The organism is Microbacterium sp. JZ101 (assembly GCF_053903175.1).
On sequence record NZ_CP096400.1, the window covers coordinates 3,288,796 to 3,305,633 of the forward strand.

Sequence of the window (16,838 nt, forward strand, 5' to 3'; positions counted from 1 at the left end):
CTGTGATGGGAACGTGAGGAGAGTCTTAGACGCCCGTCAGGCCTCCGCGGCGCGGTGCGCGCGAGAGGGGATCTGGGTGGCGAGCTTGCCGCCGCTCACGTCGATGAGCGTGCCCGTGACGTAGCGCGCCGCCGGGCTCGCGAGGAATGCGACGACGTCGGCCACCTCGTCGGCCGTCCCCCAGCGGCGGAGGGTGAGCGTGTCGAGCAGCTCGTCCTGCTGCGCGGCGGGCATGTCCGCGAAGCCGTTCATCGCGGTCGGGACCATGCCCGGCGCGTAGGCGTTGACGGTGATGTCCCACGGGCCGAGCTCGCCGGCGAGCACGCGGGTGAGCTGGACGACGGCCGACTTCGTCGCGGCGTAGGCGCCGCCGCCGATCGCCGGCACGATGGCCGCGAAGGACGCGGCGTTCACGATGCGCCCGGCCCCTGCGCGCTTCATCGTCGGGATCACCGCCTGGCACATCCGGAGGAGGCCCACGACGTTCACGTCGAAGCAGGCGCGGACGGCGTCGAGATCGGCGGTCTCGAGCGGGCCGGTGAGGTTGACGCCCGCGTTGTTGACGAGGACATCGATGCGCGCGGTCGCCGCGAGCACGCGCTCGACGGCGGCGGCCACGTCTGCGTCCGAGGTGATGTCGCACGCGATGCCGGTGATGCCCTCGCCGACCTCGGCGACGTCGCGGTCGAGTGCGAACACCGTGTCGCCCTCGCGGGCGAGGCGCTGGGCGATGACGGCGCCAATGCCGCGGCCCGCGCCAGTCACGATGACGGTCCTGCTCTCGGACATCCGATCTCCTCATGTCATACTTCATTGCATGGTGACGAGTTCAGATCATACTTCAAAGCGCCGCGTGCTCGTCACGGGCGCCGGTTCGGGCACCGGACGCGCCGTCGCGGAGGCGCTCGCGGCGACGCACGACCTCGTGCTGCTCGGCCGCCGTGCCGACCGCCTCGCGGAGGCCGCGGACGCCGCCCGCGCAGCCGGCGCCGCGGTGACGGCGCGCGCCTTCGACGTCACGGCGGACGACCCGCGCGCCCTGCTCGACGAGATCGGGCCGGTCGACGACCTCGTGCTGTCGGCGGGTCTCAACGCGCCCCGCCGCGCGTGGGCCGATCAGCGCATGGACGAGTTCGAGGCCATCGTCGCGACGAACCTCACGGCGCCCGCCCGGATGATCGACGCGGCCCTGCCTGCCCTGCGGGCGGCGTCGGGCACGGTCGTGATCGTCTCGTCGATCGCGGCCTGGAAGACCTCTCCGGGGGCAGGCGTGGCGTATCGCGCGAGCAAGCGCGGCCTCCGCGCGCTCTCGGACTCGCTCAACGAGCAGGAGGCCGCGCACGGGGTGCGCGCGTCGATCGTGTGCCCGGGTGACATCGACACGGAGTTCCTGCACCAGCGCCCGAATCCGCCGCGCGGAGCCGCCCTCGAGGTCATGCTGTCGCCCGCCGACGTGGCGCGGGCCATCCGATTCATCCTCGACAGCCCGCCGCACGTGCGGATCGACGAGCTCGTGATCAGCCCGCTCGGCACGGTCGCGCGATGACCTCGCTCGTCGCGGGCGTCGTCGACGCCCTCGGCGCGGACATCTGCGCCGGGCGGCTCGCGCCCGGAACCGCGCTCACCCTCGAGGCCGTGCAGGAGCGCACGGGCGTCTCGCGACCGGCGGCGCGCGAGGCGATGAGCGCGCTCGCGACGCTCGGGCTCGTCGCCCCTCGGCGCCGGATCGGCTTCGAGGTCGCCGACCCCGAGCGGTGGCAGCGGCTCGCGCCGGAGGTCATGCGGTGGCGTCTCGCCGGCCCGGCGCGCGATGCCGTGACCGCCGAGCTGACCGCGCTGCGCGCCCTCGTCGAGCCGGCCGCCGCGCGCGCAGCCGCCTCGACGGCCTCGGCGTCGGACCGCGTCGAGATCGCCACGCGGGCCGGCGCGCTCTGGTCGGCGGCGGCAGGAGCCGACCGCGAGGCGTTCGTCGCCGAGGACCGCGCCCTCCACACGGCCGTGCTCGCGGCATCCGGCAACAGCCTCTTCCGGGCGCTCGGCGGCCTCCTCGCCGAGTCGCTTCCACCGCGCGCGCCCGACGCCGCGCACATCTCGCTCGAGGCGGCCCGCCGCCATCTCGAGCTCGCCGAGGCGATCACGGCCGGGGATGGCGAGCGCGCGGCGGCCGCGGCGCACGCGATCGCGGCGGCCGACGCCCCGTGATCGCCCTCCGCGCATCGGTCAGGAATCGAGAAGCCGCGGCCCCGCGCCATCCCTAGCCTGGGTTCATCAGGGACGAACCCGACCGAGAGGAGAGCAGGGATGACCGCATCGGATGGCCTCAGCAAGGAGGAGCGCGACGCCGTCAAGCAGCGCGCGAAGGAGCTGCGCGAGCAGGAGAAGGCGGGGAAGAGCCGCGCGGCGGGCAAGAAGGCCGTGCGCGACGCCATCGCGAAGCTCGAGGACGCCGACAGGACGCTCGCGGAGGGCTTCTTCCGAGTGGTGTCCGACGTCGCGCCTCACCTCGTGCCGAAGACCTACTACGGAATGCCGGGCTTCGCTAACGCCGAGGGCAAGATCGTCGTCTTCCTGCAGCCGGCCGCGAAGTTCAAGGCGCGGTACGCCACGATCGGCTTCGAGGATCGTGCCGCTCTCGACGACGGCGACATGTGGGCGACCGCGTTCGCGGTGCTCGCGTGGACGCCGGAGGTCGAGCAACGGGTCTCCGAGCTCGTGCGCCGCGCGACGAGCTGACACTCGTGGCGAGGGAGGGCGGCGTGCCGCCCTCCCTCGCCTCACGCGGGCTGGGCTTCGCGCGGGGCCGCCGTGTCCTCGAGCTCCTCGACGCTGCGGTGCGCGCCCTCTCGGAGAAGCAGGGTGCAGCCCCCGAGCACGAGGCACGTGAAGATGCAGTACACCGCGACACCGGTCGGGTTGCCGCCGAAGACGACGAGCAGGCCGCTCGCGACGGACGCCGCGGTGCCGGCCATCCTCAAGGAGGGTCCCGTCGACGCGATCGTCGCGCTCACCGGCCGACATGCGGCCGGTGCGGCGGCCGGATTGCGGGAAGCCGGCCTGCGGATTCCCGCCGACACGATGGTCGTCGCGGCATCCGACTCGGCGCAGACGCGGTTCGGACGCCCCGCGATCTCGGCCCTCGAGCATCCGCACCGCGAGATCGGCAACGCGCTCGTCGAGATGCTGCACGACATCATCTCCGGGCGCCCGCCGGAAGCGCCGAGGGCGCTCCAGACGATCTACCGCCGCCGCGCGTCCACGGCGCGCGACGTGGCGTGAGGGTTCACTGTCTCGGCCGTTAAGCGGAGCGAGCGGGTCGGGGTTCGCCCCCTCGGTCGTTGAGTGGAGCGAGCGCCAGCGAGCGCAGTCGAAACGCCGCAAGCCGGGCCCGGGAGCCACCGCGGGCTTCGTCTCGGTCGTTGAACGGAGCGAGCGGGTCGGGCTTCACCCCCCTCGGTCGTTGAGCGGAGCGAGCGGGTCGGGGTTCACCCCCCTCGGTCGTTGAGCGGAGCGAGCGCCAGCGAGCGCAGACGAAACGCCGCAAGCCGCCCCCAGGGAGCCGCCGAGCCGAGACAGCCGCGCGCACGCAGGCACGCACGAACGGAGCTTGTCTCAACCGCGATGGCCATGGGTAAGCAGTCCACTTACCTGCATGAATCAATGTCGGTGCTTCACGGTAAGGTTCTCACACGGGTTGGCTCGCATTCGCGGGATTGCGTAGGCGACGAATCTTCGAAGAATCTTCGAGTAATTGCTTGTGCCTGGTCGTAGTTGTGTTCTATCATGGGGTATGGCCTTCCCATGGGCGCCCGATGAGGGGCAGGATGATCCGGCCGGCGCGGTGTGCGCCGCGGTCGGGCTGCTGGACGGGCTGTTCACACGGGTGGGGGAGGTGGCGTCGGGCGATCTCGCAGGGCTCACCGCGCAGCTGGAGCAGCTGGGGCGAGTCGTGGACGCGCTGCGGGTGCGGGCGGCAGGAGAGGTCGCGTGGCGGTCCCGGCGGGGCCTGGAACGGCCCCTCGCAGGAGACCTCGGCTGCCGGGACGGGCGGGAGCTGCTCGAGCGTCTCACCGGGATCCCCGGGCCGGCGGTATCCGCGCGGGTGCGGCTGGATGAAGCCACCCGGGACCGGGAAAGCCCCACCGGGCTCCCCCTGCCGCCGGCGCACCCGGCGGTGGCCGCGGCGGTGGAAGCGGGCCTGCTCGGGGCGGAGCCGGCGGCGCTGATCGTGAAGGCCGTCGCCACCGCCCGCCGCGGCGCGCCCGCCTCCGAGGTCGACAAGCTCGAGGTGATGGAGCGTCACCTCGTCGGGATCGCCACCGGCGCGATCGCGACCGACCTGGACGAGGCCGCACCCCCAGCGCAGATGACCTCCGCCTACCCGGACGGCACGGCCGCGGCCGTGCCGTGGAGCGTCGTGAAAGCGCACGCGGACGCGTGGGTGGACGTCCTCACCGCGGACGGGCTCCCGCCCGACCCCGAACGCCCCATCCGCAACCGCACCCTCACCCTCACACCCCTGCCCGACGGGGCCTTCCGCGTCAACGGCACCCTCGTCCCCGAAGCCGGCGCCCTCCTGCAGAACCTCCTCTCCGCCCACACCAACCCCGCCCGCCACGTCACCTTCACCCCCACCACAGACCACGACGACGACGCGGGCGACGGGCCGGACGGCACAGGCAACGCGTCGAACGCCAGCGCAACGGGCACGAGCGGCGCGGAAGACGCTGCGAGCCCTGCCGGTGCCGGCGACTCGAGCATCGCGGCCGACGCCGACGCCGACGACGGCGCGGACGCGGATGGCGATGGCGGGTTCTTCGACGGGATCGACACCGAGACCCGCAACGACACAGACCCGTGGGGACCGGACGAGATCATCCACGACCCCCGCACCCCCGGACAGAAACGCCACGACGCGTTCTTCGCGATGATCCAGGCCGCCTCACGCGCCGCCGAGACCCCCACCCTCGGCGGCGCCGCCCCCACCGTCATGATCCACATCACCGCCGACGACCTCACCACCACAGACACAGACACAGGCACCGGCGACGGCGACGGCGTGCATGACACCGCGGCCCACGGCCCGGGGTCCGCGTTCGCCCGCCCGAAGCACGGCATCGCGCACCTCGACGGCTTCGACGCGCCCGTCCCCGCCACCGTGGCCCGCCGGATCGGATGCACCGGAGACATCCTCCGCGCCCTCTTCACCCCCGAAGGACGCATCCTCGAGCTGCGCAGCATCCAACGCTGCTTCACCCCCACCCAGCGCAAAGCGATCGTCGCCCGCGACGGAGGCTGCATCATCCCCGGCTGCACCATCCCCGCCGCCTGGTGCGAGATCCACCACGTCCAAGACCACGCCCAAGGCGGACCCACCGAAACCGACAACGGCGTCCTGCTCTGCTGGTGGCACCACCACCACCTCGACACCTCCGGCTGGACCATCCACATGCACCACGGCGTGCCCTACATCGCCGCCCCCAACTGGATCGACCGACACCACCGCCACCGCCCAGCACCCACCTCCCGCACCCGACTCCACGCCAAACTCACCCGCACCCTCAGATGCTGACAACCGCGGGATCCGCAGTGAACCGCGTACCATGACCGCTGCTCGACCGCGCGGCCATCTACTCGCAGAGCCACAGAGGCAGACGCACCATGAAGAGCTCCGACAGTCGCGTCACCATTCGGCTGTCCGGATCGACCGTCTGGGCCGCGGACAGGTACGCCATCGCGAGCGATCGCTGCCCGCCCGCCCAGTGCAACCAGGCGAGCACGCAGAAGATCGGCACATCGAAAAGAGCCGGCGCCAATGCTGCGGTCAGGCGCAGCACCTGGATGCCTCGGCGCACGCGAGCGATGTCGATGGCGCGCCGAACCTCACCGCGAAGCACCCTTGCGAGTGGCGCGAACGTCGGCGGCGGCTGGGGCAGGACGACGTCGCCATCAGCGTCGAGTCCCACTCGCTCGAGGCACGCCGTCAGCTCGGCGAAGCGCGGAACGTTCGCGTCCGCCATCGCCACGCCGAAGGCGACCTGCAGAGCAACCGCGAACGTGACGCCCGGAACGAGAGTGAGAAACAGCAGCTGCCCGTGTTGCTCTGGGCTGATCTCGGGGCCATCCTCAGCGAGCATCGTCTCGACGAGCGCCACGAGAGCCGCGAAGACGCGCTCATTCGTCGGCACGTCGAGCCGATCCTCCCGGATGTGCTTCTGCGCCACCGTGAGACAGAGGGTCGGAAGATCGTCGAACAGATCAGTGATCTCCGCGAGCACGATGTCGCGCTCCTCCTCGTCGACGTACGGAAGATGGAGGGGAGGTCGGTCGGGCAGGAACCCGGAGGTGCTGAGCGCGCTCATCCCCTCATCGTGAAGCGGCGAACGACCCCGTCACCGCGCCGAGGGACGGTCCGAGGACGACGCGCTGGCGGACGAGACCCTGTGCACGCGGCGAGAGGATGGTCACATGAGCTACGAGGTCGACGAGACGGTCTTCGAGTACACGGCCCGCCGAGTTCGACTCGCCGCGAACGCGCAGTTCGACGCGCTCGTCGACGCGTTCGAGGCCGCGGTGCCTTCCCTGTCCGAGGCGGATGCCCGGGCGCAGCTCTCCGGCGATTGGGCCGCATTCATCCGCGGCCTGCAGTGGGAGTCGCCGAGCGGCTTCGTGCGTCTTGCGACCTCTCGCCCGAGCGATCTCCTGCAGCACGCGGGAAGCACGACGCGGAGCGTCGTCTGGACGATCGCGCACCACGGCATCGCCGCGCGACTGCACCGCCTCGACCCCGGCGCGATCCTCTCCGCCCACGTGCGCGTCGAGGCGCACACGACCGCGCAGCCCGGCACCATCCTGACCTTCGATGTGCCGAGCGCGCGCCTGCGCTCCTTCGAGATCAACAAGGTGACGCAGGGCGGAGCCGAGCTCGACCGCGCCCTCGGCGACCTCATCGAGGATCTTGGCTTGCCGCGCCCGGCGGCCCTGCGGCGCTGACCGCTACCCGGCCACTCGCGTGGTCGACGCGCGCGGCATGAGCGTCGGGAGGACCTTCCGGATCGTCGCCTCGCCGGGCGGGGCGAAGAGCAGATCGATGGCTCCGGCCGCGATCTGGTCGAACGGGACGTGCACGGTCGTGAGCGGCACCGGGAGGCGCGACGCCAGCGGGATGTCGTTGTAGCCGACGAGCGAGAGATCGTCGCCGACGACGCGTCCCGCGAGGTGGGCGGCCCTCATGACGCCGATCGCGAGGTTGTCGTTCGCGGCGAACACGGCGGTCGGCCGGGAGCTCGTGAACACCGCACGGCCCGCCTCGACGCCCTCGTCGATTCCGTAGCCGGCGTACACGACCCGCTCAGCGTCGAGCGCGAGTCCCGCTTCCGCGAGAGCCCGCCGCGCCCCCTCCACGCGGCCGTTCGCGCTCGATGCGAAGCGCGGGCCGGTCACGATCGCGATGTCGCGATGACCGAGATCGACGAGGTGGCGCACCGCGAGATACCCGCCCATGTCGTCGTCACCCAGTGACGACGGGCTCACTCCGTCGGTCCGCAGCGCGAGGGAATGGCGGATGCCCCGGGCCCGCAGCGCTGCCGGCAGTTCGTCATCCAGGCGCGCCGTCGCGAGCACGAGACCGTCGACCCCGCGTTCGAGCAGGATCTCGGTCGAGCTGCGCTCGCTCTCGGGATCGTCGCCGCAGGTCGCCACGACGGCGAAGTAGCCGCGAGCTCTCGCGGCGCGCTCGAGCGCCTCGAACATCAGCGCCATCACCGTGTCCGTGAGACGAGGGACGAGAACGCCGATGGTCCCGGTCTGGCCGCGCCGCAGCCCCGAGGCGTAGGCATTGCGTCGGTATCCGAGTTCGTCAGCCACTTGGCGGACGCGCACCGCAGTGGCCGACTGCGAGCGCGGAGCGCGCTCGTCGAGCACGCGACTGACCGTGGACACGCTCACCCCCGCGGCCTCCGCGACGTCGCGGAGCGTCACGCTTCCGCGATCCGCCATCGTGTCCACTCGCTCTCCTTCGTCCGCCCCGAGCCTAACGGTCGTCGCGTCGCGTTCCGGAGCTCGGGGGTTGACATCCGTTCCTGCCCTCACCATACTTGCAAACGTTCCTGCAAACGTTCCCGCGAACGATTGCACCGTGACTCGAAGAAGAGAAAGCGAGAGAGCCATGACGCTCGACCTCCGAGGCCTCAGCCCCGCCCCCGTCACCCCGTTCACCGAGGACGGCGACATCGACTTCGCCGCCATCCAGCGGCTCGGCTCCTGGCTCGGCTCGATCGACGGCGTGAAGAGCCTCGTCGTGCTCGGCCACGCCGGCGAAGGCACCTTCCTCACGATCGACGAGCAGCTCGACGTCATCCGCGCCTTCCGCGACTCCGTCGACGGCGCGATCCCGATCGTCGCCGGCATCACAGGCGAGGGCAACAAGGTCGCCGCCCTCGAGGCGAAGCGGGCCGTGGAGGCCGGAGCCTCGGCAGGACTCGTCTACCCGTCGCACGGATGGCTGCGCTTCGGATACCAGAAGGGAGCGCCCCAGACCCGCTACCGCGACATCTACGAGACGAGCGGCCTTCCGCTCATCCTCTTCCAGTACCCGGACAACACCAAGGCCACGTACGACCTCGACACCCAGCTCGAGATCGCCGGCCAGGAGGGCGTCTTCGCAACCAAGAACGGCGTCCGCAACATGAAGCGCTGGTACACCGAGATCCCGGCACTGCGCGCAGCGCACCCCGATCTGCAGATCCTCTCCTGCCACGACGAGTACCTGCTCCCCACCATGTTCGATGTCGACGGCCTCCTCGTCGGGTACGGGAACGTCGCGCCGGAGCTCCTCGTCGAGCTCATCGAGGCCGGCAAGGCGCAGGACTACGCGCGTGCCCACGCGATCCACGAGCGCCTCCTGCCGGTGACCAAGAACGTCTACCACCGCGGGTCGCACATGGAGGGCACCGTCGCCCTCAAGTGGGGCCTCGTGAACCGCGGGATCCTCGATCACGCCACGGTCCGGACGCCGCTGCTTCCGCTCGCCGACGGCGCGGACGCCGAGATCGCCGCCGCGTTCGCCTCCGCAGGGCTCGGCAAGGTCGCCGTCCCCGCGTGACGCCGGGAGCGGCGACCAGCCGGTCGCCGCTCCTCCCCCGGTGCCAGCGTGCACCCGCGCCGCTCGACGGCGCACCAGTCAACGAAGACTCCGCGGCACGAACCGCACCCTCCGATGAAGGAGAACGACTCATGGCCGATCGCACCAGAGCCCGACACAGCGCACCGACCCCCGGAACCGGGTACGGTCGCATCTCGACAGAGACCATGAAGAGCATCGTCGACGCCCACCGCACCCGCCGCACGTTCTGGCAGCAGCTCGCGCTGATCGGTCCGGCGTTCGTCGCGGGCGCGTGGCAGTTCGGCCCGGGCAATCTGACCACCGCGGTCCAGGCAGGCAGCGGCTATCAGTACGGGCTGATCTGGGTGATCGTCGTCTCGACGATCCTCATGATCTTCCTGACCGACATGAGCGTGCGGCTCGGCATCCGCTCTCCCCTCTCGCTCATCTCCTCGATCAAGGAGCACCTGGGCGCCTGGGTCGGCGTGCTCGCGGGCATCGGGGTCTTCCTCATCACGCTGTGCTTCTCGGTCGGCAACGCCGTCGGCTCAGGGCTCGGGCTGTCGATGCTGTTCGGCGGGAGCCCGGTGATGTGGACGGTCATCTGCACCGTCGCCGTCGCGGCCCTTCTTCTCCTGCGGAACGTCTACCGCGTCATCGAGAAGGTGCTCGTCGCCATCGTCGCACTGATGGCGATCGCCTTCGTCGCGTCCGCCTTCATCTCGAACCCGGACTGGGCAGCGGCGGGCGCCGGACTCCTGCCGGTCGTGCCGGACGGCTCGTGGCTGCTCATCATCGCGCTGGTCGGCACGAACTTCTCGATCAACGCGGCCTTCTACACGTCCTACGGCACGAAGGAGCGCGGCCGCACGGAAGGCGACTACCGCGACGTCACCGTCGTCGACACCATCCCCGGCATCATCGCACCGGGCGTCATGACGGCTCTGGTGATCGTCGTCGCCGCGGCTGTGCTCGGGAGGACGGGCGAGACGGCGCCGACGATCGTCGCACTCGCCGGAGTCTTCGAGCCGCTCGCCGGGCCCGTGGGGTCGACGGTCTTCGCTCTCGGATTCTTCGGAGCGGCGTTCTCCTCGATGATCGCCAACGCGACCGCCGGCGGAACGATGCTCTCTGACGCGATCGGGCGCGGCGCATCCTCGAGCTCACGGGCCGCGAAGATCATCAGTGGGAGCATCCTCGCCTTCGGAGTGCTCGTCGCCGTGATCTTCCCGTCCTCGCCGATCCAGCTCATCGTCATCGCGCAGGCGCTCACGATGTTCGTCGCTCCCGTGCTGGCCGCGCTGATCGTGATCATGGCCAACCGCACGGCCCTCATGGGCGCCCTGCGCAACACGTGGTGGCAGAACGTCTTCGGCGTCCTGGGACTCGTCGCGGTCGCCGCGCTCTCGGTGCGGCTGTTCCTCACCCTGACCTGACGCTCAGACGCGGACGGGCGGGCTGACCGCCGCCCCGGGATAGCCTGGGCGGCGATGTTCAACAGCCCGCTCTCCGCGTCGCCGTACGAGGTGCTCGGCGTTCTCCGCTCGGCGGATGACGAGGAGCTCCGCCGGGCGTATCGCCTGCAGCTGCGGCGCACCCATCCCGATACGGGCGGCGACGCCGCCGCGTTCATCCAGGTGCAGCGCGCGTGGGAGCTCGTCGGCACACCCGAGGCCCGCGCAGCGTACGACCGCGATGACGGCGCGCAGCTGCAGTGGGCGGGGCGACGCACAACGGGCCGACGGGACACGCGACCCCGGACACGCTCGCACGGGGCTGCGGGCGCGTGGCGGCGGAGGCGCTACCTCGCGATGGTGGCCGAGTGGGCCGGAGAGGTCGCCGACCCGTACGCGCCCGCCTTCGTCCGCTCGGCGCCGTGGGAGCTGCGGCGGATGCTCGCCGACGCCCTCGCCGAGGAGGACACCGCGGCGATGATCGATGAGCTCGGCATGGGCTTCACGGCCTGGCACGACGTCGCGACGACGGCGGACGCGGACGACAAGCTCGACCATGTCGTCCTCAGCCCGACCGGCCTCTACGGCCTGACGAGCGAGGACTTCGGCCGCCCGGTCGCGTTCCGCGGCGGCGAGGTCATCGGCGAGGCGACCCCCGTCGCCGACCTGCTCGCGCGCATCCGCTCGGTCTCGCGCGCCGCGCGCGTCCGCTTCGGCGGCGCCGTGTTCGTCCTCCCCGACGACGACCTCGCCGACCCGGTCGTCGTGCTCGGCTCCGTGAAGGGACTGCCTGTCGCCGCCGTCCGCCGCAGCGCGCTGCGTGCGGTGCTCCGCGCCGGCATCCCCGGCGCGCAGATCGTCGGGGGCAACGTGCTGTTCGACGTCCGCACGCGCCTCGAGAGCGCCATCCGGTTCGTCTGACCTCGGACCGCGGCGCCTCGCACGCGCATGCTCGAGCACGGATGGGCCGTCGCGCGCTCAGTAGGATGGCGCTGTGTCCGGCGGATCGCGTTCGCGAAGGCTCCTCATCGAGCTCGACGTCGACCGCGCGCGGGCGCTGGACGCGCTCGCGGAGCTGTACCACGCGACGCCGGAGCGGATGATCGTCTCGTGGGCCGAGTACCACATCGACCGTCTGAGCGCGGGCCAGACGCCCGACAGCATCCCCTCCGGATGGCGGCCGGACGCCGGCACCTGACATGGCCGGCGAGGAGCGGCCGGCCGCTGATTCGCGGGAGGTGCGGCGACGGATCCGGGCGGCGAAGCGGTGGATGGGGATCGACATCACGGTGGATGACGCCGGCCGCGTCCGCATCGCGGACACGGCCGCCGAGCGCGAGGGCGCATTCGAGGACTATGACCGCATGATCGCCATGGAGGCGCGCGGACACGTCCTGTCCGACGGGCGGACGTGGAACCAGCGGTGGCTCAACACGTTCCGCAACATCCGCTCCCGCAGCGAGAACCCCGAGCCGCGCGTGGCGTACATCATCCGCCGCCGCAGAGAGGCGGGCTTGCCCGACCTGACCGAGGACGACGTCAGACCCTCGGCCGAGCCGGGCTGACCTCGGGCCGGGCGCCTCGCCTCAGTCGCCTCCGCCGAACTCGCTCACCGGCGCCATGTCGGCGAAGCGCGAGTAGTGGCCCTGGAACGCGACCTCGATGTTGGCGGTCGGGCCGTTGCGGTGCTTCGCGACGATGATCTCGGCGCCGCCCGGGTTGTCGTTCTTGTCGTACACCGACGGGCGGTGCAGCAGCATGACCATGTCGGCGTCCTGCTCGATCGAACCCGACTCGCGCAGGTCGCTCACCTGAGGCCGCTTGTCCTGGCGCTGCTCGGGCCCTCGGTTCAGCTGCGACAGCGCGATGACCGGCACCTGGATCTCCTTCGCGAGCAGCTTGAGCGCACGCGAGAACTCCGACACCTCCTGCTGACGCGACTCGACCTTCTTGCCGCTCGTCATGAGCTGGAGGTAGTCGATGATGACCATCTTGAGCCCGGCACGCTGCTTGAGCCGCCGGCACTTCGCGCGGATCTCGACGAGCGTCATGTTCGGGCTGTCGTCGATGTACAGAGGCGCGTCGTTGATGCGTCCGCGCGTCGCGGCGACAGTCGTCCAGTCGCGCGAGTCGAGCGTGCCCTTTCGCATCGACTGCAGAGGGATGGCGCCTTCCGCGCTGAGCAGGCGCATCGCGATCTCGCTGCGCCCCATCTCGAGCGAGAAGAAGATCGTCGGCATGTCGTTCTTGATCGCCGCCGCGCGCGCGAAGTCGAGCGCGAGCGTCGACTTTCCCATCGCGGGTCGCGCCGCGATGATGATCATCTGCCCGCCGTGGAGGCCGTTCGTGAGCTGATCGAGCTCGCTGAACCCGGTCGGGATGCCGGTCATCTGGCCGTCGCGACCTCGTGCGGCCTCGATCTCGTCGACGGCCGCGTCGACCGCGACCGTGAGCGGCACGTAGTCCTCGGTCTGCTCGGTGCCCGTGACGTTGTAGATCTCGGCCTGGGCCGCGTTGACGAGCTCGACGGCCTCGCCCTGGCCCTGATAGCCCATCTGCGCGATCTTCGTGCCCGCGTCGACGAGTCGGCGCAGCAGGGCGCGCTCCGACACGATGCCCGCGTAGTAGCCCGCGTTCGCCGCCGTCGGCACGATCGACGTCAGCGAGTGCAGGTAGTCGGCCCCGCCCGCGCGCTGGAGGTCGCCCGTCTTGATGAGCTCGTCGGTCACGGCGACGACATCGGTCGGCTCGCCGTGCGAGTAGAGCGAGAGGATGGCCTCGAAGATCACCTCGTGCTTCGGCACGTAGAAGTCGGGGCCGCGCAGCGTCTCGATGACATCGGCCACCGCGTCCTTCGACAGGAGCATGCCGCCCAGCGTGCTCTGCTCCGCGATGACGTCGTGCGGCGGGGTCCTGTCGCGTTCCCGAGGTCCCCCGAGACGGTCCTCCCCGATTTCAGCGATCGACACGCGCCCTCCTCTTCCGTTCCCCCGCGGGGGTGATCTGCTTCATGACACCAGCGACCACCGACACCGCCCCGACGAGGCTATGGGCAGCCATCGGCACCTTCAACGCGGCCTGTGGATAACTCTGTGGAGGGCCTGCGCAAAACGCCGTGGAGAGTGTGGAATCGTCCTGTGGAGAGAAGAGACTCGCCCGGGAGATCTCTCCACCGAAACGCCGTCTGACCTGGGTATCCCGTTTCACACACCCTGTGGATGGATGTGTGATTAAAGGAGCACTTGAAGGTTTGTGGTAGGTCGTTCGAACTGTGTACAACGACGCCTCCGAGAGTCCGATATGACGGCCAGGAGACCCGCCGCGAACACGACGAAGCGGCGCGGAGCCGATGGCTCCGCGCCGCTTCCGGCGTTCGCGAGAACTTACTTCTTGAGCGCGACGACCTGCAGCGAGATGACCGCGGTCACCTCGTCGTGCAGACGCACGAGCGCCTCGTGGTCGCCGACGGCCTTGATGGGCGACGGGACCGTGATGGTGCGCTTGTCCAGCTGGCCGAGACCGGCCTCCGCCACCGCGTTCGCGATGTCGGCCGGCTTGACCGAGCCGAACAGACGACCCTCGGCGCCGGCCTTGACCGACAGGCGCACGCGGGCGTTCTCGAGGGTGTTCTTCAGGGCGACGGCGTCGTCGTGCGTCGCGATGGCACGAGCCTCGCGGGCCGCGCGGATGTCCGCGACCTGCTTCTCGCCACCGCGGCTCCACGCCACCGCGAAGCCCTGGGGGATGAGGTAGTTACGGGCGTAGCCGTCCTTGACCTCGACCACGTCTCCGGCGCTGCCCAGGCCGTCGACCTCGTTCGTGAGAATCAGCTTCGACATGGGTGCTCCTTAGCGGCCAGCGCCTGCGTAGGGCAGGAGCGCCATCTCGCGCGCGTTCTTGATCGCGCGGGCGATCAGGCGCTGCTCCTGCACCGAGACACCGGTGATACGACGGGCGCGGATCTTGCCGCGCTCCGAGATGAACTTGCGAAGGGTCGCGACGTCCTTGTAGTCAATGACGCCGACCCGGATCGACTTCGCGGGAGCGGCGTTCTTCGCGCCCTTCCGCGGCTTGCGGCGGTCGCCGCTCGACTTTCCAGCCATGTTGGGTCCTTTGAAAGTGTGAGTTCTGAATCAGAACGGGGTGTCGTCCGAGAACGACCCCGGGGTGCTCCATGCATCGGCGCCGGACTGGCCGGGTGTCGCCCAGGGCTCCTCCGAGACCTGCTGCTGCGGGCGCTGCTGCTGGCCGTAGCCGCCGCCAGCGCTGCCGCCGCCGTAGTTCCCGCCGACGGCGTTGTTCCCGCCGCCGTGGTTGCCGCCGCCGCTCGATGCGGCGCGGGTCACCTGTGCCGTCGCGTAGCGCAGCGAGGGGCCGATCTCGTCGACCTCGAGCTCGATGGAGGTGCGGCGTTCGCCCTCCTTCGTCTCGTAGGAGCGCTGACGCAGACGGCCCTGCGCGATGACGCGCATGCCCTTCGTCAGCGATCCGGCGACGTGCTCGGCGAACTCGCGCCACACGCTGGCACGGAGGAACAGGGCTTCGCCGTCCTTCCACTCGCCGGACGCGCGATCGAAGTTGCGCGGCGTCGAGGCGATCGTGAAGTTCGCCACGGGCAGGCCGTTCTGCGTGTAGCGCAGCTCGGGGTCAGCCGTGAGGTTCCCCACGACGGTGATGACGGTTTCGCCAGCCATGGTGCGTTAGGCCTTCGCCGCCGTCTTGCGAGCCGCCTTCTCCTCGGCGCGCTTCGCCTCGGCAGCCACCAGGGCGATGGCCTCCTCGGCGCGCAGCACCTTGGTGCGCATGATCAGCTCGTTGAGCTTGAGCTGGCGGTCGAGCTCGACCGTCGCCTCGCTCGTCGCGGTGAAGTTGACGACGGCGTAGATGCCCTCGTTCTTCTTCTGGATCTCGTATGCCAGACGGCGCTTGCCCCAGATGTCGACGTTCTCGATCGATCCACCGCGCTCGGTGATGACCGACAGGAACTTGTCGAGGTGTGCGGGGACCTGGCGCTCGTCGACCTCAGGCTGGATGATCACCATGAGTTCGTACTGGTGCGTCACTTACCCACCTCCTTCGGACTTGAACGGATGCCGGGCATTTCCCGGCACCAGGAGGGTGTGTTGCACGTTGTGCGGACGTGATCGCAGACAGGGCTGCCGTCGCACAACCTTCATAGCGTACCCGATCCGACGGCGAAGACCCAAGCCCCCTTCCCGCGCCGGCGCGCTCCCCGGGCAGTTCCTCCCGCGAACTCCCGCCTCTTCGCCCCGGGGAAGGAGCTCGATACACCGCTGGATGCCACGGCATCCGTTGACGCCGCGCGCGGCCCGTCGCTAGACCGGAGGCAGAACGCCCGTCCGGGATCGTCTCGCTCGGGCCGACGAAGGGGGAGGTACAGACCATGGACTGGTCCGGAATCACCGCAGGGATCGGCGACATGCTCGCCGGTGTCGGGAGCTTCATCCTGCAGCTCATCGTTTTCCTCGTCATCCTGCTGATCGGATGGCTCATCGCGAAGAGCATCGCCAAGGCGCTCGAGTACCTCTTCAAGAGGATCGGATTCCAGCGGCTGCTCGACAAGGCCGGCATCACGAAGCTGCTCGCGCCGACGGGCATCGATCCGCTGACGCTCGTCGTCAAGCTCGTGTACTACTTCGTGCTCCTCATCGCGCTGCTGCTCGCGCTGGGCGCGTTCGGCCCCGACAACCCCGTGTCCGGGATCGTCACCGAGATCATCAGCTGGCTGCCTCGCGTGCTCGTCGCGGTCGTGATCGTCATCGTCGTCGCCGCGATCGCGAACTTCGTCGGCGACCTCATGCGGCCCGCGCTCGCGAGGTTCCGCTTCGGGTCGATCCTCACGAAGATCGTCGTCATCTCGATCATCGCCATGGGCGTCATCGCCGCGCTCAACCAGATCGGCATCGCCGTCACGGTGACCATGCCCATCCTCGTCGCCGTGCTCGCCGCCATCGTCGGCATCGCGATCGTCGGCATCGGCGGAGGGCTCATCGGACCGATGCGCTCGCGCTGGGAGAAGTGGCTCGGCGCCGTCGAGGGCGAGTTGGGCAAGGCCGACACGACGGCCGCGACGTCGGTGCCCGGACCGCCGAGCACCGCGCCGGCGACCCGTCGCGAGGCGACGACCCTTCCGCCCGAGCCGGGCACGCAGCTGCCGCCGCAGCCGCCCGCCGTCTGAGCGGACCCGCCGGCGCGCTCGGTCGCGTCGGCACGGATGCCGCGGCTCGATCATTGGGGGGACGATCGGGTCGCGGCATCCGCAT

At 70.4% G+C, this 16,838-nt stretch carries 21 protein-coding genes; 12 read left to right on the plus strand and 9 right to left on the minus strand.

Going from position 1 to position 16,838, the window contains the following annotated elements:
* Positions 1-36 precede the first annotated feature (36 nt).
* Positions 37-789, minus strand: coding sequence for an SDR family NAD(P)-dependent oxidoreductase (locus tag M1D56_RS15135; RefSeq protein WP_456284076.1), 753 nt, complete (start codon positions 787-789; stop codon positions 37-39).
* A 28-nt stretch (positions 790-817) separates the two neighbouring features.
* On the opposite strand from M1D56_RS15135, the gene M1D56_RS15140 reads away from it, so the two are divergent.
* The 3 genes from M1D56_RS15140 to M1D56_RS15150 all read left to right on the plus strand — a co-directional run bounded on the left by M1D56_RS15140 (position 818) and on the right by M1D56_RS15150 (position 2,733).
* Positions 818-1,546 carry an SDR family oxidoreductase gene (locus tag M1D56_RS15140; RefSeq protein ID WP_456284077.1) on the plus strand — a complete coding sequence of 243 codons (729 nt, stop codon included), beginning with the start codon at positions 818-820 and terminating at the stop codon, positions 1,544-1,546.
* Positions 1,543-2,202: a FadR/GntR family transcriptional regulator gene (locus M1D56_RS15145; RefSeq protein ID WP_456284078.1), complete on the plus strand. Its 660-nt coding sequence runs from the start codon at positions 1,543-1,545 to the stop codon at positions 2,200-2,202. The genes M1D56_RS15140 and M1D56_RS15145 overlap by 4 nt, the downstream gene beginning before the upstream one ends.
* 99 nt (positions 2,203-2,301) lie before the next feature.
* The gene (locus tag M1D56_RS15150; RefSeq protein ID WP_456284079.1) at positions 2,302-2,733 is read left to right on the plus strand and encodes a hypothetical protein; all 432 of its coding nucleotides are present in this window, start codon (positions 2,302-2,304) and stop codon (positions 2,731-2,733) included.
* A gap of 41 nt (positions 2,734-2,774) precedes the next feature.
* Here M1D56_RS15150 and M1D56_RS15155 read toward each other — a convergent pair whose 3' ends face one another.
* Positions 2,775-2,969 (minus strand): hypothetical protein, encoded by a 195-nt coding sequence (locus tag M1D56_RS15155; protein ID WP_456284081.1) that lies wholly within the window; start codon positions 2,967-2,969, stop codon positions 2,775-2,777.
* On the opposite strand from M1D56_RS15155, the gene M1D56_RS15160 reads away from it, so the two are divergent.
* Both M1D56_RS15160 and M1D56_RS15165 read left to right on the plus strand, forming a co-directional pair.
* A complete protein-coding gene (locus tag M1D56_RS15160) occupies positions 2,959-3,276 on the plus strand; it encodes a substrate-binding domain-containing protein (protein WP_456284083.1) in 318 nt (105 codons plus the stop codon). The genes M1D56_RS15155 and M1D56_RS15160 overlap by 11 nt on opposite strands.
* Before the next feature lie 511 nt (positions 3,277-3,787).
* Positions 3,788-5,569: a DUF222 domain-containing protein gene (locus tag M1D56_RS15165; protein WP_456284084.1), complete on the plus strand. Its 1,782-nt coding sequence runs from the start codon at positions 3,788-3,790 to the stop codon at positions 5,567-5,569.
* Between the two features lie 58 nt (positions 5,570-5,627).
* On the opposite strand, the gene M1D56_RS15170 is transcribed toward M1D56_RS15165, so the two are convergent.
* The gene (locus M1D56_RS15170) at positions 5,628-6,275 is read right to left on the minus strand and encodes a hypothetical protein (RefSeq protein WP_456284085.1); all 648 of its coding nucleotides are present in this window, start codon (positions 6,273-6,275) and stop codon (positions 5,628-5,630) included.
* A gap of 190 nt (positions 6,276-6,465) precedes the next feature.
* Here M1D56_RS15170 and M1D56_RS15175 point away from each other — a divergent pair, with 190 nt between their 5' ends.
* On the plus strand, positions 6,466-6,990 hold the full coding sequence (locus tag M1D56_RS15175) for a hypothetical protein (RefSeq protein ID WP_456284086.1): 525 nt from the start codon (positions 6,466-6,468) through the stop codon (positions 6,988-6,990).
* Between the two features lie 3 nt (positions 6,991-6,993).
* Here M1D56_RS15175 and M1D56_RS15180 read toward each other — a convergent pair whose 3' ends face one another.
* Positions 6,994-7,995, minus strand: a complete 1,002-nt coding sequence (locus M1D56_RS15180) for a LacI family DNA-binding transcriptional regulator (protein WP_456285247.1) — start codon at positions 7,993-7,995, stop codon at positions 6,994-6,996.
* A 169-nt stretch (positions 7,996-8,164) separates the two neighbouring features.
* On the opposite strand from M1D56_RS15180, the gene M1D56_RS15185 reads away from it, so the two are divergent.
* From M1D56_RS15185 to M1D56_RS15205, 5 genes are all read left to right on the plus strand, one after another.
* On the plus strand, positions 8,165-9,100 hold the full coding sequence (locus tag M1D56_RS15185) for a dihydrodipicolinate synthase family protein (RefSeq protein WP_324013569.1): 936 nt from the start codon (positions 8,165-8,167) through the stop codon (positions 9,098-9,100).
* Between the two features lie 206 nt (positions 9,101-9,306).
* Positions 9,307-10,536, plus strand: coding sequence for an Nramp family divalent metal transporter (locus M1D56_RS15190; RefSeq protein WP_456284087.1), 1,230 nt, complete (start codon positions 9,307-9,309; stop codon positions 10,534-10,536).
* A 54-nt stretch (positions 10,537-10,590) separates the two neighbouring features.
* A complete protein-coding gene (locus M1D56_RS15195; RefSeq protein ID WP_456284088.1) occupies positions 10,591-11,475 on the plus strand; it encodes a DnaJ domain-containing protein in 885 nt (294 codons plus the stop codon).
* A gap of 73 nt (positions 11,476-11,548) precedes the next feature.
* Positions 11,549-11,752 carry a hypothetical protein gene (locus M1D56_RS15200; protein WP_271174087.1) on the plus strand — a complete coding sequence of 68 codons (204 nt, stop codon included), beginning with the start codon at positions 11,549-11,551 and terminating at the stop codon, positions 11,750-11,752.
* A 73-nt stretch (positions 11,753-11,825) separates the two neighbouring features.
* Entirely contained in the window at positions 11,826-12,119 is a 294-nt protein-coding gene (locus tag M1D56_RS15205; RefSeq protein ID WP_456284089.1) for a hypothetical protein, read from the plus strand.
* Between the two features lie 21 nt (positions 12,120-12,140).
* Here the strand turns inward: M1D56_RS15205 and dnaB are convergent, their stop codons facing one another.
* The 5 genes from dnaB to rpsF form a co-directional block, all read right to left on the minus strand.
* Complete coding sequence (gene dnaB / locus M1D56_RS15210; protein ID WP_271174088.1) at positions 12,141-13,523, minus strand: replicative DNA helicase; 1,383 nt, start codon at positions 13,521-13,523, stop codon at positions 12,141-12,143.
* Between the two features lie 414 nt (positions 13,524-13,937).
* The gene (gene rplI / locus M1D56_RS15215) at positions 13,938-14,393 is read right to left on the minus strand and encodes a 50S ribosomal protein L9 (protein WP_271174089.1); all 456 of its coding nucleotides are present in this window, start codon (positions 14,391-14,393) and stop codon (positions 13,938-13,940) included.
* Between the two features lie 9 nt (positions 14,394-14,402).
* Positions 14,403-14,657 carry a 30S ribosomal protein S18 gene (rpsR, locus tag M1D56_RS15220; RefSeq protein ID WP_029146075.1) on the minus strand — a complete coding sequence of 85 codons (255 nt, stop codon included), beginning with the start codon at positions 14,655-14,657 and terminating at the stop codon, positions 14,403-14,405.
* A 30-nt stretch (positions 14,658-14,687) separates the two neighbouring features.
* Complete coding sequence (locus tag M1D56_RS15225) at positions 14,688-15,248, minus strand: single-stranded DNA-binding protein (protein WP_456284090.1); 561 nt, start codon at positions 15,246-15,248, stop codon at positions 14,688-14,690.
* Between the two features lie 6 nt (positions 15,249-15,254).
* Positions 15,255-15,617 carry a 30S ribosomal protein S6 gene (gene rpsF, locus M1D56_RS15230; RefSeq protein WP_271174091.1) on the minus strand — a complete coding sequence of 121 codons (363 nt, stop codon included), beginning with the start codon at positions 15,615-15,617 and terminating at the stop codon, positions 15,255-15,257.
* A gap of 341 nt (positions 15,618-15,958) precedes the next feature.
* Here rpsF and M1D56_RS15235 point away from each other — a divergent pair, with 341 nt between their 5' ends.
* Positions 15,959-16,753 carry a membrane protein gene (locus M1D56_RS15235; RefSeq protein ID WP_456284091.1) on the plus strand — a complete coding sequence of 265 codons (795 nt, stop codon included), beginning with the start codon at positions 15,959-15,961 and terminating at the stop codon, positions 16,751-16,753.
* The last annotated feature ends 85 nt before the right edge of the window (positions 16,754-16,838 follow it).

Excerpts from the sequence above, each read along its gene's own strand:
- M1D56_RS15150 (WP_456284079.1), top strand. The coding sequence starts at position 2,302 with ATGACCGCATCGGATGGCCTCAGCAAGGAGGAGCGCGACGCCGTCAAG.
- M1D56_RS15225 (WP_456284090.1), bottom strand. The coding sequence starts at position 15,248 with ATGGCTGGCGAAACCGTCATCACCGTCGTGGGGAACCTCACGGCTGAC.
- rplI (WP_271174089.1), bottom strand. The coding sequence starts at position 14,393 with ATGTCGAAGCTGATTCTCACGAACGAGGTCGACGGCCTGGGCAGCGCC.
- M1D56_RS15175 (WP_456284086.1), top strand. The coding sequence starts at position 6,466 with ATGAGCTACGAGGTCGACGAGACGGTCTTCGAGTACACGGCCCGCCGA.
- M1D56_RS15185 (WP_324013569.1), top strand. The coding sequence starts at position 8,165 with ATGACGCTCGACCTCCGAGGCCTCAGCCCCGCCCCCGTCACCCCGTTC.
- M1D56_RS15135 (WP_456284076.1), bottom strand. The coding sequence starts at position 789 with ATGTCCGAGAGCAGGACCGTCATCGTGACTGGCGCGGGCCGCGGCATT.
- M1D56_RS15155 (WP_456284081.1), bottom strand. The coding sequence starts at position 2,969 with ATGGCCGGCACCGCGGCGTCCGTCGCGAGCGGCCTGCTCGTCGTCTTC.
- M1D56_RS15140 (WP_456284077.1), top strand. The coding sequence starts at position 818 with ATGGTGACGAGTTCAGATCATACTTCAAAGCGCCGCGTGCTCGTCACG.
- M1D56_RS15165 (WP_456284084.1), top strand. The coding sequence starts at position 3,788 with ATGGCCTTCCCATGGGCGCCCGATGAGGGGCAGGATGATCCGGCCGGC.
- M1D56_RS15235 (WP_456284091.1), top strand. The coding sequence starts at position 15,959 with ATGGACTGGTCCGGAATCACCGCAGGGATCGGCGACATGCTCGCCGGT.
- M1D56_RS15195 (WP_456284088.1), top strand. The coding sequence starts at position 10,591 with ATGTTCAACAGCCCGCTCTCCGCGTCGCCGTACGAGGTGCTCGGCGTT.
- M1D56_RS15145 (WP_456284078.1), top strand. The coding sequence starts at position 1,543 with ATGACCTCGCTCGTCGCGGGCGTCGTCGACGCCCTCGGCGCGGACATC.
- M1D56_RS15190 (WP_456284087.1), top strand. The coding sequence starts at position 9,307 with ATGAAGAGCATCGTCGACGCCCACCGCACCCGCCGCACGTTCTGGCAG.
- M1D56_RS15205 (WP_456284089.1), top strand. The coding sequence starts at position 11,826 with ATGGGGATCGACATCACGGTGGATGACGCCGGCCGCGTCCGCATCGCG.
- M1D56_RS15180 (WP_456285247.1), bottom strand. The coding sequence starts at position 7,995 with ATGGCGGATCGCGGAAGCGTGACGCTCCGCGACGTCGCGGAGGCCGCG.
- rpsR (WP_029146075.1), bottom strand. The coding sequence starts at position 14,657 with ATGGCTGGAAAGTCGAGCGGCGACCGCCGCAAGCCGCGGAAGGGCGCG.